We start from the raw sequence: 24,519 nt of genomic DNA on the forward strand, positions 1-24,519 counted from the left end.
CAAAATAAAAGCGAAATGAAAAGAAATAAAAAATTACTGATAGTATTGATAGTTTTGATATGCAATCCTATTTCTTTGATAGCGATAGGATATGGTATTTATAAGGTACGCAAAAATGTAAAAAACAAACAAGAACAAGAATATTTACAACAAAAGGAAGAAGATATGCAAGATTTGGATAAAAAATACAAATTTTTACACGAAAATCCGGGAAGTAAAAACTACGAGGTGGTAGAATTGATACCAAGAGGTCAAAAATTACGAAGATTTAGGGTTGATACTATCGGGAAGAAATTATTAATATCAGGAGAGCCTTATGAAGAATGGCGGGAAGGAGATAAAGATTCCTACACTTACATCAAGACAGACTTTGAGGGGAATATACTCAATCACCCGTATGGAGGTGGAGAGTTGTTAAAAGATGGAACTATATTAAGTTACGATAATGGAATTTATTGTAATTCTATTGTAAATGATGATATGACCTTATATCCGTTAATTCAGTTGCCTTTTGAGTTTAAGATAGGATATTATACCGAAGAATACAAACGCTATGTTCATCAAGATTTAGATGAATGGTTTAAAGTGTTTAAAGACTTGTATGACAAGGCGGAATATGTACATATGGAATTTGGTAATTATTTTTTGAAATATCGAGGCAAATGGTATTGGATGATGTATCCTTCCAAAAGAAACGGGTTTAAAGATAAAGCTGCTCGGGAAAGACGAAAAGCCTTTGAAGCCCAATATCCGGCACGCGAGCCAGCCTCACGATTTACAGAAAAAATACCCAGAACAGACCCCTTTTACTATACAGAACGTGACACGATTCGTTATGCTGTTGAGATACAGCACACTCTTACTGAGGTAGAAAAGAAAGGTACCACCTATCGTCCTATCAGTTATGCGGCGGGTTATTTTTATTATACGATACAAATGAGTCCTACGGATACTATTTATGTAAAACGTTATTCGGCTTATACTCCTGGCACTCGCATTATCCAAATTCCGTATAATATGGGAGGTCAAGGCAGCAATGTGTTATTTATAGACCAAATTCCCAACGAGTTATATCCTGATAAATCGTATGGCGGATTGTATGTGATTCGCCCAAGAAAGAAAAAGTAGCGGTATATTTTTTTTGTTGTAAAGAGCCAAAATAAAAGCGAAATGAAAAGAAATAAAAAATTACTGATAGTATTGATAGTTTTGATATGCAATCCTATTTCTTTGATAGCGATAGGATATGGTATTTATAAGGTACGCAAAAATGTAAAAAACAAACAAGAACAAGAATATTTACAACAAAAACAAGAAGATATGCAAGAGTTAGATAAACAATACAAGTTTTTACACGAAAATCCGGGAAGTAAAAACTACGAAGTGGTGGAATTGATACCACGTACACAGAAGTTAAAGTCTTTTGAAATAGATACTATTGGAAAAAAATTATTAATAGTAGGCAATCCTTATGAGGAGTGGCGAGAAGGGGACGATGACGCATATAGTTTTATCAAGACAGACTTTGAGGGGAATATACTCAATCACCCGTATGGAGGTGGGGAAATGCTAAAAGATGGAACTATACTAAGTTCTGGCAATGGAATTTATTGTAATTCCATTGTAGATGATGATATGACCTTATATCCATTAATTCAGTTGCCTTTTTCTTTCAACACAGACTATTGGACAGAAGAATATAAAGCCTATATGCACCAAGATTTAGATGAATGGTTTAAAGTGTTTAAAGACTTGTATGACAAGGCGGAATATGTACATATGGAATTTGGAGAGTATTTTTTGAAGTATCGTGGTAAATGGTATTGGATGATGTATCCTTCCAAAAGAAACGGGTTTAAAGATAAAGCTGCTCGGGAAAGACGAAAAGCCTTTGAAGCCCAATACCCTGCACGCGAGCCAGCCTCACGATTTACAGAAAAAATACCCAGAACAGACCCCTTTTACTATACAGAACGTGACACGATTCGTTATGCTGTTGAGATACAGCACACTCTTACTGAGGTAGAAAAGAAAGGTACCACCTATCGTCCTATCAGTTATGCAGCGGGTTATTTTTATTATACGATACAAATGAGTCCTACGGATACTATTTATGTAAAACGTTATTCGGCTTATACTCCTGGCACTCGCATTATCCAAATTCCGTATAATATGGGAGGTCAAGGCAGCAATGTGTTATTTATAGACCAAATTCCCAACGAGTTATATCCTGATAAATCGTATGGCGGATTGTATGTGATTCGCCCAAGAAAGAAAAAGTAGTGGTATATTTTTTTGTTGTAAAGAGCCAAAATAAAAGCAAAATGAAAAGAAATAAAAAATTACTGATAGTATTAATAGTTTTGATATGCAATCCTATTTCTTTGATAGCGATAGGATATGGTATTTATAAGGTACGCAAAAATGTAAAAAACAAACAAGAACAAGAATATTTACAACAAAAGGAAGAAGATATGCAAGATTTGGATAAAAAATACAAATTTTTACACGAAAATCCGGGAAGTAAAAACTACGAGGTGGTAGAATTGATACCAAGAGGTCAAAAATTACGAAGATTTAGGGTCGATACTATCGGGAAGAAATTATTAATATCAGGAGAGCCTTATGAAGAATGGCGGGAAGGAGATAAAGATTTCTACACTTACATTAAGACAGACTTTGAGGGGAATATACTCAATCATCCGTATGGAGGTGGAGAGTTGTTAAAAGATGGAACTATACTAAGCTCTGGCAATGGAATTTATTGTAATTCCATTGTAGATGATGATATGACCTTATATCCGTTAATTCAGTTGCCATTTTCTTTTAATACGGACTATTGGACAGAAAAATATAAAGCCTATATGCATCAAGATTTAGATGAATGGTTTAAAGTGTTTAAGGGCTTGTATGACAAGGCGGAATATGTACATATGGAATTTGGAGAGTATTTTTTGAAGTATCGTGGTAAATGGTATTGGATGATGTATCCTTCCAAAGAAGTAGGTTATGATGATGATGCCGCTTATCAGAGAAGAGAGGCATTTGAAGCTCAATATCCAGCTCGCGAGCCGGTCTCACGATTTACAGAAGACGTTCCTGTTATTGACCCCTTTTACTATACACGAAATGATACGATTCGTTATGCTGTTGAGATACAGCACACCCTTACTGAGATAGAAAAGAAAGGTACAACCTATCGTCCTATCAGTTATGCAGCGGGTTATTTTTATTATACGATACAAATGAGTCCTACGGATACTATTTATGTAAAACGTTATTCGGCTTATACTCCTGGCACTCGCATTATCCAAATTCCGTATAATATGGGAGGTCAAGGCAGCAATGTGTTATTTATAGACCAAATTCCCAACGAGTTATATCCTGATAAATCGTATGGCGGATTGTATGTGATTCGCCCAAGAAAGAAAAAGTAATAATGTAATTATTTTATTGTAAAGATAAAATCGTTCGTTTGGAAAAATTAGGTTCGTTATATCCTATGTTAAATAGTGAAGGTACGGCTACCGAAAAAGAATTTACAATCAGTAAAATTAAATCTGAATATTTTCGTTTTGACATAAAAAACGAGAAATATCACATTTATATGGTATTAAATTTGTAGATTTGTAACGTTCAACCTCTTATATTATTTTGTTTCACTTAAAATTAAAAGTCTATGGCAGTCTATACAATGTCCAAGAGAAGTTCATTGATACCCCCAATGAATGTAGTAAAAGAAACTGTTTTTATCAACGGAGAAGAATTTGTTTTTGATTCCTTAACCTTAACCCAGGAGTTAAACGATTGTCAATCTTTTGAACTAATTCAAAAAATCACCTCAGAGAAAGAACTTTGGCTGAAATCCCCCCAAAAACTCACAGAAATGATAGGAGATTCGGTGTTGATACGATTTGAATATGGAAAAGAAGCCTATCGTTATGAGTTTAGCGGATACATTACCGAAGTGCTGATAGATTCAGCCTGGCAAGGGTCTCGTGACAACGTTATTCGTTTTATAGGTCAAGGAAAAGTCGTAGTTTTGGAAGATACTCCTTCGATGTACTCATTTGTAGACCAACATTTGGTAAATATTGTAAAAACTATTGCTCAGGAGAAAGAATTTGGCATCAAGTGTCGTCCAAGATTTGAAGGTGTGCTACCTTTTGTGATGCAATATAAAGAAAGTTCCTTTGCTTTTTTAAATCGTTTGTCGGCTCTTTATAACGAACTTTTCTTTTACGATGGAAAAAACATCGTATTTGGATGTCCTGAAAATGAAACTCCTGAGAAGTTGATTTTTAGGGAAGATATTAATCAATTGAAAACCATCAGTAAAGCACTTCCATATCGTTATTCACTTTACAATTATAGCTCGCAAGATGATGAATATTTTTTTACTCAAACGGACAAACCTATTAGTCCCGAAAATGCAGTTACGCAAACCTTACTTACCCAAGTACCATTGTTTGCTAATAGGGGTATCTTACCTGCTCAAGAGCCTGTGGGATACAATGCAGATACCCAAGTTTTTCGTCAGGGGAAGTACCAAAGAGCCTTAGGGAAGATGCACTTTATTGAAGGGCATTCGGACACGTGTAAGGTGCGTATTGGCGGACTTATTCAAGTGGGGTATCCTTCGGAATTTGGGATAGACAACAGTTTAGGGGTTTATCGAGTGATTTCGGTACATCACAAGGTAGAACGAGGTAGTTATTCTAACATATTTAGGGCTGTACCTGAGGGGATGGAATATGCGATGTTCGAACCCAAAACGGTGGCTTATCCTGAAATTGCGGAAGTGGTAGAAAACAATGACCCTCAGGGGCAGGGACGGGTAAAAGTACGTTTTTATTGGCAGCGCGATAAGGGAGCGGAAACGAATTGGATACGTGTGCAAAGTTCAGATGCGGGAGTTTTGAGAGACAAGAGTGGTAATCGTGGTGTGGTTTTCATTCCCGAGGTGGGCGACCAAGTGATGATTGGCTTTGAATACGGCAATCCGCATCAACCTTTTGTGATGGGAAGTATGTTTCACAAAACCAATGCATCTGAAGTGTCGAACAATGTAAGGAGTATTACTACGAAAAGTGGTTGTAAAATTGTTTTTGATGACAATGCCAAAAGTGTTTTGGTGGAAGACCCCAGTGGTAACAAATTCTTTATGGACGGAGCAGGAAATATTGAAGTGAAAGCCCCAAAAAATATGACTTTTACAGTAGGAGAAGATTTTAATCTGAACGTAGGAAACAATATGAATGCGACCGTAGGAAATAACCATACGATGTCTGTTACCAATGATAATATGTTGCTTGTTCAGAATAATCATACTTTGGAGGCTAACAATTACGGACAAACCTTACAAGGGAACTACAATCAAAGTATTCAAGGTAAGAAATTAGTTGCCGTTACGGGCAATATGGAAGAAACCTCGGCGGCTTACTATCACACAGCACAAAGTGGTAATGTTATCATACAAAGTGCTAATATATCCAAACTCTTAGGAAAAAAAGACGCGTTGGTGAATAAGACGGGGTTTCAAAAACCAAGGTATTTTATTGAAGATGTGAGTGATAAAAAGGAAGAGAAGCAACAAGAAAAGCAAAATGATTGGTTGATAGAAACAATGGATATTCAAGCAGATAGACCTCAAACTGGAGAAACAGATTGCGTTCCAACTATTGCACGTGCCGCAGGTAAATACTTGGGAATGGATATAGATGTAAAAGAAAAACAAAAAGAAGCTAATAAAAAAGGAGGTGTTTTGGGAAATAGAACAGCTCTATATTTTCAAAGATTGGGAATTAAAGCAACCCCCTTATGGGAAGAAAAAGATAAAGACTATTATTTTGAAAAAGGAGTGCCAAAATACAAAGAAAAGGAAGCTATACAATTTATTGTAGAAAGTTTGCAGAAAAATCATCCTGTGTATTTAGGCTTTTCAGATAAAGAAATGGCAGATAAAGGAATGGGACATGCTGTTTTGGTAACAGAAATAAAATATAAATCTGACTTTTCGAAATTTAAGCACATAAAATATTTTGACCCTCAAACGGGAAGGAGTACGGGACGTCTAGTAAGTTTGGAAAATACTTATGGATATTCAGAAAAAGTCTATAATATCATTTCTCTATCAAAATTTGAAAAAAAATGAAACAATTATTTTTTCTAGTTGCATTGTTTTTTTCTGTCAATATTTTTGCACAAGAAAAAGTCATTACTTTTGTATTTGAAAAAAAACATTATGATAGTATTGCAAAACTCTATGTAAATAAGATGATAGAAGCTAATAAATTATTAAAAGAAAGAGATGAAAGTTTTTATCAAAACCTTTATATAGGAGGCATTGATAGTTTGGAAATTCTTGTTCAACCTATTTTTGAATTTAGAAAAGATATTTTAGATTATAAAGATAGTGATAATTTGATTTCATATATAGATTTTGTAAATAATCCTGAAAAACAAGCTTTTACAATCTATAACAAAGGAGAATTTATGTATACTTTTTTTCCTAACAATGAATGGAAACAAGCATTAAGAAAGAATGATTTATCTTTTTTTGAAGATAAATTGAAAAAAAATCCATTCGAATCAACTAAATTTGATGTTTCATTAAACATTATATATGCTTTGAAAGACAATTTTTCTTTTATATTCAAAAATACAGAATGTGTGGTTATTAATGGTAATGTTTTTGCTTTTGCAGAGAAATACAATATTTCAACGATAGGAAAATTTAACTCTGTTTTTATAGAAGATTTATATCTTTTTCAAAAAGAATTTATTGACCTCCAAGAAGGAAAAAAAACAAAATCTTATTCTTTTAGTGAGTACAAACCCAAATATCCACTGAAAAAAGTAAAACTTAATATAATTTTTTAAATGATGTAATAGAAAAAGAGGCAAGTTAAAAGAAACTTCGGTGGCTTATTATCATATCGCTCAAAGTGGCGATGTTATCATACAAAGTGCTAATATATCCAAACTTTTAGGAAAAAAAGACGCGTTGGTGAATAAGACGGGGTTTCAAAAACCAAGGTATTTTATTGAAGATGTGAGTGATAAAAAAGAGAAAGTAGTCACTAACATAGAAGAAGACAACGTTGAATACATTTATTATACCAAAGATGGCGAATTTTTGGGAGGAAAAGAAGATAGCAACAAGGTATATATTACGACAAAAGCAGAATATGACAAAGCCAAAGAAAAAGGAGAATGGAGTTTGATAAATTTGGAAGAAAATTTGTTAAAGGAAAATGATAGTGAAATTTCAAATAGTGAGTTTCGCTATATTTGTTACATAGTTAAACACGAAGCAGGTACAACAGACTTAGATGAATTTAAATGTATTGCTTTTGCAAGCTACAATCGTAGTGTAAAAATTAAGAAAAAATGGAAAAATCTTTTATCAACTTCATATTCTTCGGTACCAAATAAAAAAGAAATGGATAATGGGAATGGCATCAAAAATCAATTAACACGAAAAGCCGTTATAAGCGTTTTGATAGGGGAAGAGGATATTACAGATGGGGCAGAGTTTTGGGATGGAACAGATTTTATCGCTTGGGGGGCATCAGAAACAACTCCATATAATAAGAAAGGACAGAATAAATTTAAAGAATATAAATTTATAGAAATTCCTAAATCTGTCTATGATAAGTATTTAAACGCTCAAGCAAGTGATGCGACGTATAATGAAACCGAAAAATATTGTCATAATGAAGAAACAGACTCAGGAACTCACCAACATTTTGTCAAAGAAAGAAAAAAAGGAAAAGAAACAGTGTATGAAAACAAAATAAAATATGAAATTCCGGAGACTGTTTTTAAAGATCAAAATAATTGGAAAACAGGTGATTTTTACTACGAAACAAGTATTAATACAACCTATGGAATAATAGCAACCATAGCATCAGGGAAGAGTATTTTTTGGAAACTTTCTAAAACTAAAACGAGCAAATAATGAAACAGCTACTATTTATTTTTATTTTTGGTCAAAGTTTGCTATTTTCCCAAACGAAAAATATAATTTCTTTCAAAACAGAGTGGGAAGAATTTGCCCTTAATAATGATACTGATTCTTTGATTGAGGATAAAACCGAAAAAAGTATATTTTTTATAAATTTTCTTTTTAACAAGAAAAAAGACACTATCTTTATCAATAAAAGTGAGATTTTGTCAGAAATTGACAATGAGAATAAGTTTATAAATAGACTTACCGTTGATGTTTCAAATAATAAAGCAAATTTATTGGTTTGGAATAAAAATTATACTGATACGATTGTATTGCGTTTTCATCATCAAGAAAGGGCTGTTCAGATAAATAACGATTTGTATTCTCTAACAAATGAGTATTATAGTTTTTTTAAAAAGAAAGTTTTAAAAGATAGAAATATTACTGAAATAATAGATTTTTTAGATGATGAATTGGGAAATTATTTTCTGCCAGCTGAAATATTTTTGATAGGCTCAAAAAGCAAGTATAGGAAAAAATTTAGAATAAAAAATGCTACAATAAAAACAATAAAAGTAGATTCTGATGGACTTGATAGTTGGAAAATCTCTTTTTTATACGATAAAAAAGGTATTTTAGAAATTCAAAAAAAAGGGATTGATGATGAAATTTCATATCTCAAAAGAAGAAAATATATTGATTTTGAGAAAATAATCTTTGAGATTGAGGAAAATACAGTCAAACGAAATACAATTACCCAGCAAGAAATATATCTTTCAAACAAGAAACAAAAAATAAAACAACAAAATATTCAGTATGGACTCAACATAACCACTTTTGTAAAAAATGAATCTAAAAAGATTTTAAATGATAAACAATAATTGATGAAAGACCCCAGCGGTAATAAATTCTTTATGGACGGAGCAGGAAACATTGAGGTAAATGCACCTAAAAATATGACCCTTACCGCAGGGGAAAATATTAACATTAATGCAACACAAAACATTTCTCTCAATACAGGAGAAAATTACACTATCAATGCAGGTAATGATATGACAACATCTGTTGGTAACAATAGTGTAATAAATATTGCCAATACACATCAGCATAACTCAAAAGATTATACCCAAAAGGTTGATGGCAAAAAAACGGTTAATATATTAGGTGATTTAGAAGAAACATCCTCTAAATACTCACATACTGCACAAAATGGAGACGTTACTATACAAAGTGCCAATGTTTCTAAATTGTTAGGTAAAGTAGATGCTTTGGTTAATAAAAGTTAGGTTTATGAAGAAGACATTTTTTTTTCATATTGTTTTTACCTTTATTAGGTTGTCAAAACAATAGAAATAGCCAAAGTACAGATACAATGAGTACAGATAAATTTGAATGGCAAGAAGCTAAATCGGCTCCGCCTGGGTATCCTATAGAGGTATATACGGGAGGATTACAATCTAAAAATGGATTTACAAGTTTGTATAGTGGTACCACCTTAGGTTTAAAAGGTTGGGGTACTGGTGGTGGCGGAATGAGTAGCGGATTAAAAACGATTCCTAACCACTTGCACGTGATTTGGGTATCCTATTTTGAACATAAGTTTTATGAGATAGATACCCCGATTGATTATGAAAAAATGGTAAGTCTTTTTAATGAGGGATACTATGAAATGTCTTTTGTAAATGATCCCAATGCGAAAGAGCCTTCTTTGAACAAAACCAATTATAAAACGATTATGGTAGGATTTGCACCTGGTGGTGTTGTGGTTATATGGGTAGCAGGAGCAGGCAGGCAAATTGAGGTTGGACGTTATCAAGGAAAAGAAATTACCTTTACTCAAAAGCAGATAGATGAACTACCTTCGGGACCTAAAAAGAATATGCATAACATTGAATATCATAATAATATTTTGTATCATTGGAAGATGGTACCCAAGGAAATTGTTGACAAAGTGAAAGACAAGCCTGTTCCGTATGGGCTATGGGATACCTATCGTAAAAAATATAATTGGCAGTTATCTTTTGAATTTTTACATCAGGAGAAGATAAAAGACGTTTTTTTTGACTTCTATAATGGGGAGCGAGAGGAACTTTTTGGAGCAGTTGAAACAGAAAAATATCCTGAAATTCCAGAATCTTTTCGCTGGACAACCCACAAGGTTAGACCCACACCTAAATTGTGTTCCTTTATTTATGTAGTAGAAAGCTCAGAATATGGTTGTTCTATTAAATTTGATGAAGAAGAAATCTTTAAAGCCTTTAGAGATGTTTTTGGCGATAGTCCTAATACGGAAGCAGAGCTGGTAGTGTATATCAACGATAGCAGAACTGATGCTACGGTAGCTTTGAAGAGCAAAGACAAAGAAATTGCCTTGTTTAATAGTAATGTTTCAATTGGTAAAAGAAAGTAACTATGAGTACATTTGTATATAATGATGGTAGTTTTGACCCTGAAAAAAAAGGGGTTCTGTCAGTTACTTTTGGGATGTTTTTTGACGGTACCAAAAACAATCGGTATCATACTGAAATTCGTAAGAAAATAGAAAACAAAGGTGAGTTTAAAGACCAAGCCCCTACCCAAGAGGAAAGAGAAGCCTAAATTATTGATAAAAATAAAGAAACGCTATGAAAAACCTTTTTTTACTAATAACTTTCTTTGCATTACAATTGAGTAGTTGTCAACAAAAAAACAATAATAATGATATGAAACGTGATAAATTTGAATGGCAAGAAGCCACATCAGCTCCTGATGGCTATCTTGTGGATGTTTATATGGGAGGATTACAATCTAAAAATGGATTTACAAGTTTGTATAATGGTACCACCTTAGGAGGCTGGGGAGAAGCTAATTATGGAATGAGTAGCGGATTAAAAACGATCCCTAACCACTTGCATGTGATTTGGGTATCCTATTTTGAACATAAGTTTTATGAGATAGATACCCCGATTGATTATGAAAAAATGGTAAGTCTTTTTAATGAGGGATACTATGAAATGTCTTTTGTAAATGACCCCAATGCGAAAGAGCCTTCTTTGAACAAAACCAATTATAAAACGATTATGGTAGGATTTGCACCTGGTGGTGTTGTGGTTATATGGGTAGCAGGAGCAGGCAGGCAAATTGAGGTTGGACGTTATCAAGGAAAAGAGATTACCTTTACTCAAGAACAGATAGATGAACTGCCTTCAGGACCTAAAAAGAATATGCATAACATTGAATATCATAATAATATTTTGTATCATTGGAAGATGGTACCCAAGGAAATTGTTGACAAAGTGAAAGACAAGCCTGTTCCGTATGGGCTATGGGATACCTATCGTAAAAAATATAATTGGCAGTTATCTTTTGAATTTTTACATCAAGAGAAAGTAAAGGATGTTAATTATGGTTTCTACAATGGAGAAAGAGAGTTTCTGTTTGGAGAAACGTTGATAGAAGTTTATCCTGAAATTCCAGAATCTTTTCGCTGGACAACTCATAAAGAGAGAGCAGTGCCAAAATCTGTTTCTTTTCGTTGGATAATTGATGATGCTACATACAGTTGCTCCGTTAAATTTGATGAAGAAGAAATCTTTAAAGCCTTTAGAGATGTTTTTGGCGATAGTCCTAATACGGAAGCAGAGCTGGTAGTGTATATCAACGATAGCAGAACTGATGCTACGGTAGCTTTGAAGAGCAAATATAAAGAAATAGCTTTGTTTGATGGTAAAATAATAGTTAAAAGAAGAAAGTGACTATGAGTACATTTGTATATAATGATGGTAGCTTTGACCCTGAAAAAAAAGGGGTTCTGTCAGTTACTTTTGGGATGTTTTTTGACGGTACCAAAAACAATCGGTATCATACTGAAATTCGCAAGAAAATAGAAAACAAAGGTGAGTTTAAAGACCAAGCCCCTACCCAAGAGGAAAGAGATATTTATGCAAATTATGGGGATAACGAAAGTTTTGGGAACGATTTTACTAATGTTGCCCGTAAGTGGTACTGTTGTGAAAGAAAAAAATACGCTATCTATGTGGAAGGTATCGGGACGGTAGGCAAAGAAGTGAAAGATAAAGACGATGAAATGGATGGTTTTGCTTATGGGCGTGGGGTTACGGGAATCATTGCCAAGGTACATTCAGGTTGTAAAATGTTGGCTGAAAAAATAAAAGAAGAATATGATAAGAAAGTAGAAGATGATGATATAAATCATATTCACTTAATCGTCGATGCATTTGGTTTTAGTCGTGGGGCAGCGGCGGCACGGCATTTTTTGTATAATTTGCAAAAGCGGGCATATCCTCCGTCCTGCCAATCTATAAATACAGTGCATAACATAGACCCTTCATTGGCAGTCATTAAAACAGACTATGCAGGTTATTTTATAAAAGACAGTTGGGTCAAAGATGGTCTGTTGCCACGGTACGGTTTTTTAGGTATATCACTTTTGGAAGCGGGTATTTCACGAGAACTTATTGAAACAATGGGAGTTAAGGTGCGTTTTTTGGGCATATATGACACGGTTGCTTCTTATGACCCTAATTGTATTTTAATTCCAAATTTTGAAAAGCAAATTCATAAGTTACATTTACACGACTTAGGAACTCCCACAAGAGCAGTACATTATACTGCTTTGGATGAACATCGAGAAAATTTTTCACTAACACGTTTAAAGATAGGGCAAGAGTTTGAATTTCCGGGAGTGCATAGTGATGTGGGAGGAAGTTATAACCACGATAAGTTATCAACGCAGGAGTTTGCCCGCAAACAACAAAAAGCAAAACTATTGCTTCAAAGTGTTCCTACACGCAAAGCTTCTGAGTATGAAATGGTACGTTTAGACAGTGATATTTTTTTAAAAAATTTTGAAAAATTCAGGCAAGAATTGATTTCTGAAGGTTGGTTCACAGAAGACCAAATAAAAATAAAATATCAATTCCCTATACAAAAACATCTCTATGCTGAACGTATTTTGAACAGAGGGTATAGTTTTATTCCGCTTCATTTTATGTGCGATGAAGCAGCTAATTACTTGGCTGAAAATTTGTTTGGAGAAAAAATCTTATCTGATTATGCTTTAGAAGATGATTTTCTCGAAAAGGTGAAAAACTATTTAAAACAATATACTATTGAAGGAAAGAATAAGTGGAAATTGATTGATTCTTCGGTTTCTCATAACTACAATAACAACATTTCACCACTTGACATTCAAGAAATTGAGCCAGCGGATAATACACATACAACGGCATCATCAAAAGAAATTATCCCTACTATTAATCTTGAACAGGTGGAAATAAGTGCTTATCGTTCAGATTATATATTAAGAAAATTGCGAAATCAATACTTGCATTGGTCGGCTAAATTGAATACTTTTACTGACAGAATTGCTAATAGTCCTGCCAAAAACAGAAAACGAATGGATTTTTAAAATATTGATTATGAATCTTGATGAAAAATTGTCTGCTCGATATAAGTTTAGCACCACTTCTTATGAAAAAGAGCAAGAAATAAAGTACAGCCGTATTATAAAAATAACCCGAATTCCTTATTCAAGGGAGGATATTTTTGCTTTTGGTTTATTGTGTGAAAAAATAGAATATAAAGTTCCGCAAATTTCCTTTTTCCTCAAAAAAGTAGCACTTGTTTTCAGTAATATAATTATATTTGTAGACAAGAGAGGTGCCATTATAAATGTATATTCACACGAACAGATACAAAAAAAATGGCAAAAAATCAAAGCATCTGTCCTCAATGACCACAAAGGGGAAGAGATTGATTCGTTTGTTCAAGTAGTTGACTCTGTCGTAAATGATAAAAAGGCACTTATTGCTTTTTTAGAAAGTGATGCAATGTATGGTTTGTTTTTCAATAAAAAGTGGGAGCAACTCAGCCATACTTGTAATGCAAGCCCGAGTAAAGTTTTTAATGAGATTATAGTAGATGATTTACCTCATTACAAGTTTTTATATAAAGGCACTTTTCTGAAAGAGGTAAAAAAAAGAAATTCTAACCAATTATATGAAGTATTATGCCAGGGACTGATAATTTAAATAACGATTTCACGCAAGAAGAGAAAGACTTATTCGATGCTCATTTAAGCTCAACGGAAGCTCAAAAAGTAGAGCAGGAGCAAGAGGAAGAACTCCAAGCCCAGCAAGACAAACTCATAGTTGTTGACGGAGCACGGTATAGGTTTGGGGCACATTTGGCAGAGTTGAAAGTACTCAATGACACGCCTACCATACAAGGTAAGTTAGTGGGTACGGTTGTTGAAAACCAACCTACGAACTTTACCTTTGCCGATGGTTTTCAGCTGACCTCACTGGGGCAATGGACGGGGCAGGGTACGGCAAAATTTCAGAATAACGAAGTGCTGATACAAGGGTCTAAAATTTCTTATGTAGGGCAAATGCCTGGTTCTTCCACAGTGGAGGCAGGCACAGCCGAGTGCATACATTCGGGGCAAATCAATGTTCCTGAATGCATTGACACAACTTTTGCCCCCTTACCGCCCTATAAAACCCGCCCCAAAATAACCAACGGGCGTTGGGCATCGGACAGAAACGCTGCCAACGAAATCACAGAAGCCTATTTGGAAGATACGGTGTATTTTGTGATAGATACGGTTAATATTGAAGATGGAGAAAAATTAACGGTGCAACTCTATGATTATGACCATTTTTTGTGGAATGATTTGTGGAACTTTGACGACAAAATAGATAGTCCAAGAGAAATAAAAGTGAAAAATAATCAGGCTGTAATGGAAGTGTATTTAAAGCCTCAATGGAAAGAACACATTGATGCTGAAAAAGGACAACCCTTTGCCAATAGTGCTATTGAACTTTATTGGAAAATTAGTTGTGATAACAAAAAAATATCAAAAGAAATATTTCCACGAGAAATATATAACCACTTAAAAGTAAGAAACCAACGTGAAATTTACATAAAACCCGTAATGAGCGAAACGGGTTATAATTACGGTGTACCGGAAATATATTCTTTTGATGGTGACCCGATGTTTTTTGCGGGGATTACTGAAATGAAAGTTGTGGAAGAGTCTTCGGAGAATGAGTTTGTAGGATATGGGAAAAGTTTTTTGATTTCAGGAGCGGCTTACTTGGGCGATAAAAAACTTCCAGATGTTTCAAAAGGGATTGCAATGGCTAAATATGAAGCCGGTTATAGAGTAAATCATTCTGGGAAAATGGTGCGTTATGATGATTTTGAGAAATTTTTGTCCTCACAAAAATCACTTCGGCAATTTATTCCATTGGAAAAAAAGGTGGTTAATGGAGTAGACCAGTTAGCCATAATGCAAACAAAATTACCGAGCACCCAAACGTTTTATTTTTTAAAAAATGCAGCAAATATTTTTGGAAGTTTATATAGCTTAACGGAAGTAGCCAAAGGCGGTAGAGATATGAATTCTGTATTGTCAGATGCATTGGTATTGGCGTCCAATTCTACTCCTGTGTTGGGTATTCTGACTAAAATGACGTTAGACGTAATGCAAACACCTGTGAAAGAGTTTTTTGATGATTTAAAAAATGATTACATAAAAGAATTAAACGTTTACAAATTTTCAGGAGTAAACGACGTTAGAAGCTATCTTTCAATGAGAAAGAATCAAACCAAACTTTTGAATGAATATAATATAGCATATATTAGTTATCAGGGAATGCAAGGATTATTAAATGGAAGTATAAGAGATTGGAAGCAATTAAATAGATACTCTAAATTTGACGAAGTTGCTATTCTTTGTATCAGTAAAGAAGAGTATACAATTATTGATTCATTTTTTGTTAAACCCAAAACGAATAACAAATGAAAAAAAAATTATTCTATATAATCAATATAATAGTATTTATAAGTTGTAATTCCCCAAAAAATATTTCTTTTGAGCAAAAAGAATGTTTAAACTGTAAGGTTAAAATTTTCATTTCACTTGATAATGTGCTAAATAGTAGTGTAGTACTACAAAAAAAAATAATAATTATTAATCCCAATTGGAAATATTCAGAAGTAAAAATAAATTATTACAAAGATAAAGAATTGTTTTCTTCTATTGATACCTATCCTCTTTATTTCGATGAGCAAATACAAAAAAATAGAACTTTTGAACATAAAAAAGGACTACATATCATTGGATTAAACCCCAAAGAAACAAAAGGAATTTATTATAATCTATGGGAACGAAATATAAATAGCGAGATGTTAAAACATTACATTCCCTTAGGAAAATATCTTGTTATAGAGGATAATCTGATGAAAAAGACTTACGAAGATAAAAATTCTCTTATCTACGAAGAACCCTTTTCCGAGTTCAAGCGCAAAAACCCAGAATTGTTAGAGTTTTTAACCAAAGGTGATAGCATTGAGTTAGAGGTTATTAGTCCCGTAAAACAAAAATATAAATTTAAAGCAGAGTGGTAGTAAATATGGTTGAATTTTATGAAAATGAGTACATTACAATCATAGAAGACGAGATTAAATCTGAAATAAGAAACCAGCTTACATCAAAGGCATCGGAAAAAATTGAGAAAAAAGCCGATTCAATCAAGAAAAATGCTTCTTCCAAAAAAGCCCAAGCGATTGCTTTAACGCGGGTTGATAAGGTTTCTTTTCAGCAGAAATACAGGTCGTATGCCGATGCTTTTAAGGGTGCTGTAAGTGACGGAAAATGTGCGATTAACGGTAAAAAAATATCGTTGCATCACGATTATTTTTCCAAAGAACAAGCTAAAAAACAACGAACTGTAAACAGAAAAAATAATATTGCTTTTCAAAAAAGTTTTTACGAGTCTACTCCGTTGAAAGCCAAGGCACTTTATGTAGCCAAAGATGCGTTGAATATTTTCGGGGATATGTATGACTTGGTTCAGGCGGCTTCATCGACCAAAAGTGGGGAGGCGGATATTACTTCCGGCATAATCACCACGGCATTGGGAACCAACTTTTTAGGCGGACTTTTGGTGAATATCACCCTAAACATTTTAAACCAACCGATGAAAGAATTTATGGCAGAAGGTTTGGAAAGAGATAAAAAAGAGTTGGATACTTATAAATTTTTGGGAGAAGAAAGGTTTAAGAAAGAACTTTACAATTCTACTTTTTTGAGAGATATTTATAAAACAATACCAATTAGTTATCAATCAATGCAGGGATTACTAAAAGGAACACTTAAAAAAATAGAACACTTAAAGTCAGCAAATAAAGAAGTTACCATTGTTTATAGAGAAATAGAAGATGGAATTTTAATAGATACATTTTTTGTAAATATAAAAGAAAAATAAGGTTATGAAAAAATATATTTTAATTATTGTAGTCTTGTGTTTAGTGGGTTGTAGCACAAATAAACAAATTCAATTCACGCAAGGAGAAAATGTGAATGTTGAACTACATTTTATTGATTATGGTAAAGTTCAACAATATAATATAGCTCTACGTAAAAAAATTAAACTAAAAAATCCTTATATAAGATTTGCAACTATGAAAATAAACTATTTTCATAACGGAGTGCAAATCGATGAAATATTTGCTCGACCAATGGATTATGGTAAAGACGGAAACTTATACATCATAGGTAGCGAAAAAGGGGAAGAATTGTATGAGATAAATCTCTATCCTTTAAGCGAGAGAGAAATTATTTTTGAATTCAATACTTTTATAGAGCCCTTTAAATTTGAGGGAATATACAAAAATTTGAAGCAATATATTGCATTGGGTAAACCTCCCATTTATGAAAATGGATTGACAGGAGAAAAATATGAAAGTTCAAATTCCCTTATTTACGAAGAACCCTTTTCCGAGTTCAAGCGTAAAAACCCAGAGTTATTAGAATTTTTAACCAAAGGTGATAGCATTGAGTTAGAGGTCATTAGTCCTGTAAAACAAAAGTATAAATTTAAAGCAGAGTGGTAATTAATATTCAAACAATGCAAGGTTTACTAAAAGGGACAATCAAAAAGGTGGAAAATTTAAAATCAGCTTATCGAGAAGTTACCATTGTTTATAAAGAAATAGAAGATGGGATTTTAATAGATGCGTTTTTTGTAAATATAAAAGAAAAATAAGGTTATGAAAAAATATATTTTAATTGTTGTAACCTTATTTTTAATAGGTTGTAGTACGGGTAAACAAATCTGGTTGTCACAAAGTGGGAATGAAAGTGTTAAAATACTTTATTCTAATTACAGTTTCCAACAAATGTCCATTTATTTAAGAAAAAAAATAAAATTTAAAAATCCTAATATAAGATTTGCAAATGTTAAATTGAATTATTTTATTGAGGGAGAGCAAATTGATGGAATGTATGCGTATCCTATGGATTATGGAAAAGATGGTAATTTGTATAGAATAGGTAGTGCTAAGGGAGAGAAATTGTATGAAATTAATATTTTACCTTTAAGTGAGAGGGAAATTATTTATGAACTATATATTCCTATGGATTATCTTAAATTTGAAGGGATTTATAAAAGTTTAGAACATTATCTTTCTTTGGGAAAACCTATTGTTTATGAAGACGGATTGACAGGAGAAAAATATAAAAGTTCAAATTCCTTTATTTACGAAGAACCCTTTTCCGAGTTCAAGCGTAAAAACCCAGAGTTATTAGAGTTTTTAACCAAAGGTGATAGCATTGAGTTAGAGGTTATTAGTCCCGTAAAACAAAAGTATAAATTTAAAGCAGAGTGGTAACCAACAAAGGCAGGCTATATCAGCGGAAAAACGCTGTAAAAACCTATTCGGAATATCTTGAAGAGGGCAAAGTACCATACAAACGAGCGGTAAACACGGGGACTTTTGTAAAAGGTGAAACCACCAAAGGCATTTCGCAATTACCGGCTATGGAAAACCATTTGAAAAGTTCGCGTACGCTTTATTTTATTAGAAATACGTTGGATATTTATGGGAGTTTATCGAGTTTGGTAGATTTTGCGGCAGGCGGAAAAGATGTTAATGCGGTAGCTGCCTCTGCGTTGAGTTTTCTTGATAAAAGCTTGGAAGTGAGAACCTTGCTGTTTGCTTTTGGAAAAATAACGTTGGATGTAATGCAGACGCCTGTAAAAGAGTTTTTTGAGGATATGAGAAATGCGAGTGTGAAGGAGATGAACGCAATGAAATTTAAAGGTATAACAGACCTTAGGGATTTTGTTGAGTCAGATGTTTTCTTAATGGAAAAATACCATGTAATACCAATTAGTTACCAAACAATGCAAGATTTACTGAATGGTAAAATCAAAAAACAAAAAGATTTAAAATCAGCGTATAATGAAGTTATTATTCTTTATAAAGAAATAGAAGACGGAATTTTAATTGATTCATTTTTTGTTAAATAAATAAGATGATGAAAGAAATGTTTTATTTTTTTATAACTCTATTTTTGATGAGTTGTAGTGTGGGTAAACAGATTGCGTTGATTCAGAAAAGTGATGATACGCCTATAAGAATAACCATTTCGGATTATTCAAGTCAAAAGAAAATTACAATTGTATTACGTAAAAAATTAGTTTTAAAAAATGTGAGTACGAGACATTTAAGAACCAACATTGGATATTTTGTATATAATAATACTGATTTTGAACTTCTTACTGCACGTCTTGTTGAATTGAATGAAAAATATAATCGTTTTATTACATTAAAATCAAGAAATGAAATTTCATTATCACCTTTAAGTAACAAAGAAGTCATTTATGAAATATGGAAACACATAGAAAAATTTGATTCTGGAGGTATAGTTTATAAAAGTTTAAAGCAATATCTTACATTAGGGAAACACCCTATTAGAGAAAATGGATTGACAGGAGAAAAGTATGAGGATACAATGGTTTTATATTACGAAGAGCCTTTTTCCGAGTTCAAGCGCAAAAACCCCGAGTTATTAGAATTTTTAACCAAAGGTGATAGCATTGAGTTAGAGGTTATTAGTCCCGTAAAACAAAAGTATAAGTTTAAAGCAGAGTGGTAGTAAATATGGTTGAATTTTATGAAAATGAGTACGTTACAATCATAGAAGACGAGGTTAAAAATGAAATAAGAAACCAAATTATATCAAAATCAGAGGAAAAAATTAAAGAAAAAGCAGACGCAATCAAGAAAAATGCTTCTTCCAAAAAAGTCCAACCCATCGCTTTGACACGGGTTGATAAGGTTTCTTTTCAGCAGAAGTACAAGTCGTATGCTGATGCTTTTAAGGGTTCGGTAAGTGACGGAAAATGTGCTATTAACGGAAAAAAATATCGTTACATCACGATTATTTTTCCAAAGAACAGGCTAAAAAACAACGAACTGCGAACAGGAAAAACAATATTGCTTTTCGGGAGACGTTTTACGAGTCTACTCCGTTGAAAGCCAAGGCGCTTTATGTAGCCAAAGATGCGTTGAATATTTTCGGAGATATGTATGACTTGGTTCAGGCGGCTTCATCGACCAAAAGTGGGGAGGCGGATATGACCTCTGGTATAATCACCACGGCACTGGGAACCAACTTTTTAGGCGGACTTTTGGTGAATATCACCCTAAATATTTTAAACCAACCGCTGAAAGAATTTATGGCAGAAGGTTTAGAAAGAGACAAAAAAGAGTTGGATAAGGTGAAGTTTAGAGGAAGAAGAGATTTTATAGAAGCCCTCAATACTTATGCCTTTTTGAGAGATATTTATAAAACAAAGCCCATCAGTTTTCAAGTAATGCAAGGATTGCTCACTGGGACTATAAAAAAAATTGAAGGCTTAAAGTCAGGATATGAAGAAGTTACCATTGTTTATAAAGAAGTTGAAGACGGGATTTTAATAGATACGTTTTTTGTAAACACAGAAAAAAAATAAGGTTATGAAAAAGTATATTTTAACCATTGTAACCTTGTTTTTAATAGGTTGCAGTGCAGGTAAACATGTTCAGCTAATACAGGAGGGCAATGAAAATGTAGAAATAGTTTTTTATGGTTATAAAAATATTCAAAATGCCTCTATCTACTTACGTAAAAAAATAAATTTAAAAAATCAATATATCAGATTCGCAGATGTTAGGATAAATTATTTTATTGAGAGAGAAAAAGTTTCTGATATTTACGCCTCTCCTATGGATTATGGTGATGATGGTAATTTGTACATTATAGGTAGCGGTAAAGGGGAAGAATTTTACAAGATTAACATTTCCCCTTTTCGAGAACGAAGGGTTATTTATGAGATAAATATGTATATGAGGAATTTTAAGTTTGAAGGTATTTATAGAGGTTTGGAACAATACATACCTTTGGGCAAGCATCCTCTTGAAAAAAACGAATTGACAGGGGAAACGTATGAAAATAAAAGAGTTCTTTCTTACCAAGAACCCTTTTCCGAATTCAAACGCAAAAACCCAGAGTTGTTAGAATTTTTAACCAAAGGTGATAGCATTGAATTAGAGGTTATTAGTCCTGTAAAACAAAAATACAAGTTTAAAGCAGAGTGGTAGGGAAAGCAAAGATTATTGAGCGAATACATAAAAAAACAGAAAAATTTATAATTAGTGAATAATGAATTAACAATTGTAGATTGAATCTGTCATTAATTTTTTTACGTCAAAGGATAATTGCAAAAAATAAAAAAAATAAAATTTATTTGTTTATATCAAAAATAATCGTAAATTGCACTCGTTAAATGGGTAACGATTTACGTTTTACATTTTAACAATAAAATGAGTTTTAATTAAAAAAATTAGTCTATGGCATTCAGCTCAACATTAAACTTAGGAGGAAAAGAGTATGATATTCTTGATTGTAAATACTCTCTTCGCAGAGATGTAGATTCAAAAGGAAGACCTTCATCAAACATTTACGGAGGGCGTATTACAGTTCGTGTAGAATCTACTGCTGACACGACCATTATCGAACAAATGGTCAATATGTACAAGCCTTTTTCAGGAAGTATCGTATTTAAAAAAGGAGATGAGGATGCAAAAATGAAAGAGTTATCTTTCGAGAATGCATATATCATTGAATTTGAAGAAGGTATTGACACGGTAGGAACAACACCAATGTCACTTTGCATCACTATTTCTGCACAAATTATTAAAATAGGAAATGCAGAGCATCAAGAGAATTGGCCGAAAAGTTAGTTTTCTTTAAAAACAGAGAATAAGTGCCTAACTGTTTGTCAGGCACTTTTCTTTTATTAAGTATAAAGATTAAAAATATAATATAAAGATTATGAGTATTTTAGATTATGGCATTGGAGGTAATGAAGTCAAAAGAGATGCTTCAGAAGCTATTGCTAATATTCCTTCTAATCGCACGCTTTTAGTCGAAAAATTAACGGTAGAGGAACCTATGTTTCCTGAAACAATGGAAGGACTGACCACAATTGAGGCTGTCTTTGATGCGTTTCGTCCTAATGTTGATGTTGAGTTTGAAACTGCGGAAGGAGAGCCTGTTCAAGAGAATTTCGTTTTCCGAAACACGGGAGATTTTCAGGTTAAAAACTTAACAAGTCAAAGTCCTTTTTTAAAAAAGTTAGAAATTCAACGTGATTTCTATACAAAATTGGTAAAGCAACTTCGTACCAATAAAATTTTACAACGTGCCTTAGAAAATGAAGAAACAAAAAAGGCGTTTATTCAGGCACTTACTCAGTTGAAACTAGAGTTGGATGCAGCTTCTAAATCCTAAAAAACTGATTTATATGGAACAGAAACAACAAAACAATCAAAATATCACTTCTGAGAAGGTACGAGAACAAGTTTCCGAATCATTTTCGCAATCAGCCTTAGACGAAGCTCTTACGGGTCTTTCTCGTTTAGGAGGGTTTAATTTTTTGGAATCAGCTATTGATGGAATTCAAAATTTGAATCCCGAGCGTAAGGCTCGTAAGAAAATGTTCTTAGTAGAAGAACAAAAGGAAGCCGAGCGAAAAGAATTGGCTGAAAAAATAGATCTTTGGATTGATTTATTAACACAAAGTGATTCTATAGCTGAAATGGTTGATAAAAGCCAGAGCCAAGCGGATGCAACATCTGAATTGTTGGCAAAAAATCAGCTTACTGTGGTAGAGTCAGTTCGTGATTTGGAGAAATCATATCGTTCCGTACAGGCGTTTTATAAAAATACTGAATTGGATAAACTAACAAACGTTACCATTGTAAACGCCTCAGTAGAACAATTGTCTGATTTAGACAATTCACAGTTTATTGACTTCATTTCTGATGAAATCAACCAAAATTATGATAGGTTAGACCTCCGTGAGAATTATTCTATCTTAGTGCTCCCTGGTTTTTTAGGCTCTAATAAAGTAGTTGAAAAATGGGCAAAAATTGCACACAATAATAAAGTGATGCTTTTTACAGATTTTGCAGATTTGGATAAACCAGATGATGTAGTAGATTTATTCTTTTCTTCCAACTTAGCCAGTGGAGATGTTTTTAAAAGCAATGTGGTAATGAGTTGCAATTGGCTTATTGGAAGAGCTGCATATCGAGAAATCGGAGAAACAGAGGATTTACACGTATCTCCAGCATCTGCATTAGCAGGAAAAGTGTATTCAACATCCATTGCTCAGGTAGCAGCAGGTAAAAAACACGGCGGAATCAATGAGGTAGATGCCGTTACATTCCCTTTAAAGAAAAGTGAAATATCACAATTAGAGGCTATGGGATTAGTTCCTATGGTTAATGAATATGGAAAAGTAATGGCATTTTCAGGAAAAACGCTTTTCAACGGAGATGACTTGGGATTACAAACCTATTCAGTAGTTAGGGTGTTTGACAGTGTATCTAAAACGTCAATAGACTTTTTGAATCGAAGAGCTTTTGAGAATTGGAATTCAAGAACTTCACAGGATTTGAGAACTCAATTAGTTAAATATTTAGATAGTATCAAAGGACCTGGGAGACTTATTCAAGATTACAAGATTACGCGTTTTGAGCAAGACCCTAATCAAAAAGATAGGGTGTATTTGGATATTCATTTATCTCCATTCTTCCATACCAAAAGTTTTATCATCAAATTTGATGGAACTAAAGGAGACGATGGGAATAATTGGAATGTAGAGTACCAGCAAGATTAGTAATTTTAGGGTTATATAAAATTTAAGAAGAAAAAGAGGCTATCAGTCGTGTAGCCTCTTTCTTTTTACAGAGAAAGGTAAACTTTTTTATTTGACAATTTGGTAAAAAACAGTGTTTAAAAAACTTTGTAAGGCATTATATTTTATAGATTTATAAGAGTTATGATGAAAGTAGCTTTATTATAACATTTTATACCCGAACAAAATTATAGACTGCCGTTTTCATTTATCTTTACTTTAGTTCATAAAGAATGTGAGTTCGATATAAAAAACACAAATTTATTTGTAAAAAAGGAAATAGTTTTTTAATGTATTAAATATTTGAAAGGCATAGTTTAATCAAAATACACTCCCTGTATTGTTAGGTGATAAAATTACGTAACTGTGAAATACATCACGAATACCTTTAAAAAACAATGAAATTTAATGAGCAAATTTTCTATATTATATACAAAATCAAAGATTCGACGAGGTGTTAATTTAGTAAAAATTTTAATCGAATCGTCACCCATTCTATTAAACAAGATAATGGCATAAAATCAA

At 33.0% G+C, this 24,519-nt stretch carries 27 protein-coding genes and 1 pseudogene; all 28 read left to right on the top strand.

All coding sequences use genetic code 11. The features are described from left to right. The first annotated feature begins 15 nt into the window (after positions 1 to 15). The 28 genes and pseudogenes from CGC58_RS11500 (at position 16) to CGC58_RS11630 (ending at position 23,976) form a co-directional block, all read left to right on the top strand. On the top strand, positions 16 to 1,128 hold the full coding sequence (locus CGC58_RS11500) for a hypothetical protein (RefSeq protein ID WP_095896839.1): 1,113 nt from the start codon (positions 16 to 18) through the stop codon (positions 1,126 to 1,128). A 42-nt stretch (positions 1,129 to 1,170) separates the two neighbouring features. After that, a complete protein-coding gene (locus tag CGC58_RS11505; protein WP_095896840.1) occupies positions 1,171 to 2,283 on the top strand; it encodes a hypothetical protein in 1,113 nt (370 codons plus the stop codon). A gap of 41 nt (positions 2,284 to 2,324) precedes the next feature. Continuing rightward, positions 2,325 to 3,437 carry a hypothetical protein gene (locus tag CGC58_RS11510; RefSeq protein WP_095896841.1) on the top strand — a complete coding sequence of 371 codons (1,113 nt, stop codon included), beginning with the start codon at positions 2,325 to 2,327 and terminating at the stop codon, positions 3,435 to 3,437. 26 nt (positions 3,438 to 3,463) lie between these two features. Continuing rightward, a pseudogene (locus tag CGC58_RS12935) lies at positions 3,464 to 3,562 on the top strand (HU family DNA-binding protein); the annotation flags it as partial. A gap of 117 nt (positions 3,563 to 3,679) precedes the next feature. Then, the gene (locus CGC58_RS11520; protein ID WP_095896842.1) at positions 3,680 to 6,154 is read left to right on the top strand and encodes a type VI secretion system Vgr family protein; all 2,475 of its coding nucleotides are present in this window, start codon (positions 3,680 to 3,682) and stop codon (positions 6,152 to 6,154) included. Beyond that, on the top strand, positions 6,151 to 6,882 hold the full coding sequence (locus tag CGC58_RS11525) for a hypothetical protein (protein ID WP_095896843.1): 732 nt from the start codon (positions 6,151 to 6,153) through the stop codon (positions 6,880 to 6,882). Before CGC58_RS11520 ends, CGC58_RS11525 begins: the two co-directional genes overlap by 4 nt. A gap of 40 nt (positions 6,883 to 6,922) precedes the next feature. Next, positions 6,923 to 7,963 (top strand): hypothetical protein, encoded by a 1,041-nt coding sequence (locus CGC58_RS11530; RefSeq protein ID WP_095896844.1) that lies wholly within the window; start codon positions 6,923 to 6,925, stop codon positions 7,961 to 7,963. After that, the gene (locus CGC58_RS11535) at positions 7,963 to 8,835 is read left to right on the top strand and encodes a hypothetical protein (RefSeq protein WP_095896845.1); all 873 of its coding nucleotides are present in this window, start codon (positions 7,963 to 7,965) and stop codon (positions 8,833 to 8,835) included. The genes CGC58_RS11530 and CGC58_RS11535 overlap by 1 nt, the downstream gene beginning before the upstream one ends. 3 nt (positions 8,836 to 8,838) lie before the next feature. After that, a complete protein-coding gene (locus tag CGC58_RS11540) occupies positions 8,839 to 9,240 on the top strand; it encodes a hypothetical protein (RefSeq protein WP_095896846.1) in 402 nt (133 codons plus the stop codon). 86 nt (positions 9,241 to 9,326) lie between these two features. Continuing rightward, complete coding sequence (locus tag CGC58_RS11545) at positions 9,327 to 10,364, top strand: DUF2931 family protein (protein ID WP_232748839.1); 1,038 nt, start codon at positions 9,327 to 9,329, stop codon at positions 10,362 to 10,364. 2 nt (positions 10,365 to 10,366) lie between these two features. Next, positions 10,367 to 10,552, top strand: a complete 186-nt coding sequence (locus tag CGC58_RS11550; RefSeq protein ID WP_095896848.1) for a hypothetical protein — start codon at positions 10,367 to 10,369, stop codon at positions 10,550 to 10,552. 104 nt (positions 10,553 to 10,656) lie between these two features. Then, positions 10,657 to 11,688, top strand: a complete 1,032-nt coding sequence (locus CGC58_RS11555; RefSeq protein WP_232748840.1) for a DUF2931 family protein — start codon at positions 10,657 to 10,659, stop codon at positions 11,686 to 11,688. A 2-nt stretch (positions 11,689 to 11,690) separates the two neighbouring features. Next, complete coding sequence (locus CGC58_RS11560; RefSeq protein WP_095896850.1) at positions 11,691 to 13,364, top strand: phospholipase effector Tle1 domain-containing protein; 1,674 nt, start codon at positions 11,691 to 11,693, stop codon at positions 13,362 to 13,364. A 10-nt stretch (positions 13,365 to 13,374) separates the two neighbouring features. After that, the gene (locus tag CGC58_RS11565) at positions 13,375 to 13,986 is read left to right on the top strand and encodes a hypothetical protein (protein WP_095896851.1); all 612 of its coding nucleotides are present in this window, start codon (positions 13,375 to 13,377) and stop codon (positions 13,984 to 13,986) included. Beyond that, the gene (locus CGC58_RS11570) at positions 13,965 to 15,764 is read left to right on the top strand and encodes a hypothetical protein (protein ID WP_095896852.1); all 1,800 of its coding nucleotides are present in this window, start codon (positions 13,965 to 13,967) and stop codon (positions 15,762 to 15,764) included. Before CGC58_RS11565 ends, CGC58_RS11570 begins: the two co-directional genes overlap by 22 nt. Beyond that, positions 15,761 to 16,369 carry a hypothetical protein gene (locus CGC58_RS11575; RefSeq protein WP_095896853.1) on the top strand — a complete coding sequence of 203 codons (609 nt, stop codon included), beginning with the start codon at positions 15,761 to 15,763 and terminating at the stop codon, positions 16,367 to 16,369. The genes CGC58_RS11570 and CGC58_RS11575 overlap by 4 nt, the downstream gene beginning before the upstream one ends. A 5-nt stretch (positions 16,370 to 16,374) precedes the next feature. Then, complete coding sequence (locus CGC58_RS11580; RefSeq protein WP_095896854.1) at positions 16,375 to 17,229, top strand: hypothetical protein; 855 nt, start codon at positions 16,375 to 16,377, stop codon at positions 17,227 to 17,229. A gap of 4 nt (positions 17,230 to 17,233) precedes the next feature. Further along, the gene (locus CGC58_RS11585) at positions 17,234 to 17,857 is read left to right on the top strand and encodes a hypothetical protein (protein WP_095896855.1); all 624 of its coding nucleotides are present in this window, start codon (positions 17,234 to 17,236) and stop codon (positions 17,855 to 17,857) included. Positions 17,858 to 17,871: 14 nt separating this feature from the next. After that, the gene (locus CGC58_RS12755) at positions 17,872 to 18,009 is read left to right on the top strand and encodes a hypothetical protein (protein ID WP_157909261.1); all 138 of its coding nucleotides are present in this window, start codon (positions 17,872 to 17,874) and stop codon (positions 18,007 to 18,009) included. Between the two features lie 4 nt (positions 18,010 to 18,013). Beyond that, positions 18,014 to 18,634: a hypothetical protein gene (locus CGC58_RS11590; RefSeq protein ID WP_095896856.1), complete on the top strand. Its 621-nt coding sequence runs from the start codon at positions 18,014 to 18,016 to the stop codon at positions 18,632 to 18,634. Further along, positions 18,628 to 19,275 (top strand): hypothetical protein, encoded by a 648-nt coding sequence (locus tag CGC58_RS11595; RefSeq protein WP_095896857.1) that lies wholly within the window; start codon positions 18,628 to 18,630, stop codon positions 19,273 to 19,275. Before CGC58_RS11590 ends, CGC58_RS11595 begins: the two co-directional genes overlap by 7 nt. 5 nt (positions 19,276 to 19,280) lie before the next feature. Then, positions 19,281 to 19,904, top strand: a complete 624-nt coding sequence (locus CGC58_RS11600) for a hypothetical protein (protein ID WP_157909262.1) — start codon at positions 19,281 to 19,283, stop codon at positions 19,902 to 19,904. Between the two features lie 5 nt (positions 19,905 to 19,909). Continuing rightward, the gene (locus tag CGC58_RS11605; protein ID WP_095896859.1) at positions 19,910 to 20,284 is read left to right on the top strand and encodes a hypothetical protein; all 375 of its coding nucleotides are present in this window, start codon (positions 19,910 to 19,912) and stop codon (positions 20,282 to 20,284) included. Beyond that, positions 20,281 to 20,763 carry a hypothetical protein gene (locus CGC58_RS11610; protein WP_095896860.1) on the top strand — a complete coding sequence of 161 codons (483 nt, stop codon included), beginning with the start codon at positions 20,281 to 20,283 and terminating at the stop codon, positions 20,761 to 20,763. The genes CGC58_RS11605 and CGC58_RS11610 overlap by 4 nt, the downstream gene beginning before the upstream one ends. Positions 20,764 to 20,767: 4 nt before the next feature. Further along, on the top strand, positions 20,768 to 21,391 hold the full coding sequence (locus CGC58_RS11615; RefSeq protein WP_095896861.1) for a hypothetical protein: 624 nt from the start codon (positions 20,768 to 20,770) through the stop codon (positions 21,389 to 21,391). A 249-nt stretch (positions 21,392 to 21,640) separates the two neighbouring features. Continuing rightward, the gene (tssD, locus tag CGC58_RS11620; protein ID WP_095896862.1) at positions 21,641 to 22,033 is read left to right on the top strand and encodes a type VI secretion system tube protein TssD; all 393 of its coding nucleotides are present in this window, start codon (positions 21,641 to 21,643) and stop codon (positions 22,031 to 22,033) included. 91 nt (positions 22,034 to 22,124) lie between these two features. After that, the gene (locus CGC58_RS11625) at positions 22,125 to 22,583 is read left to right on the top strand and encodes a hypothetical protein (RefSeq protein ID WP_095896863.1); all 459 of its coding nucleotides are present in this window, start codon (positions 22,125 to 22,127) and stop codon (positions 22,581 to 22,583) included. Between the two features lie 13 nt (positions 22,584 to 22,596). Next, on the top strand, positions 22,597 to 23,976 hold the full coding sequence (locus CGC58_RS11630) for a DUF5458 family protein (protein WP_095897220.1): 1,380 nt from the start codon (positions 22,597 to 22,599) through the stop codon (positions 23,974 to 23,976). Positions 23,977 to 24,519 lie beyond the last annotated feature (543 nt).

The sequence above is a fragment of the Capnocytophaga stomatis genome, assembly GCF_002302635.1.
Taxonomy (GTDB): domain Bacteria; phylum Bacteroidota; class Bacteroidia; order Flavobacteriales; family Flavobacteriaceae; genus Capnocytophaga; species Capnocytophaga stomatis.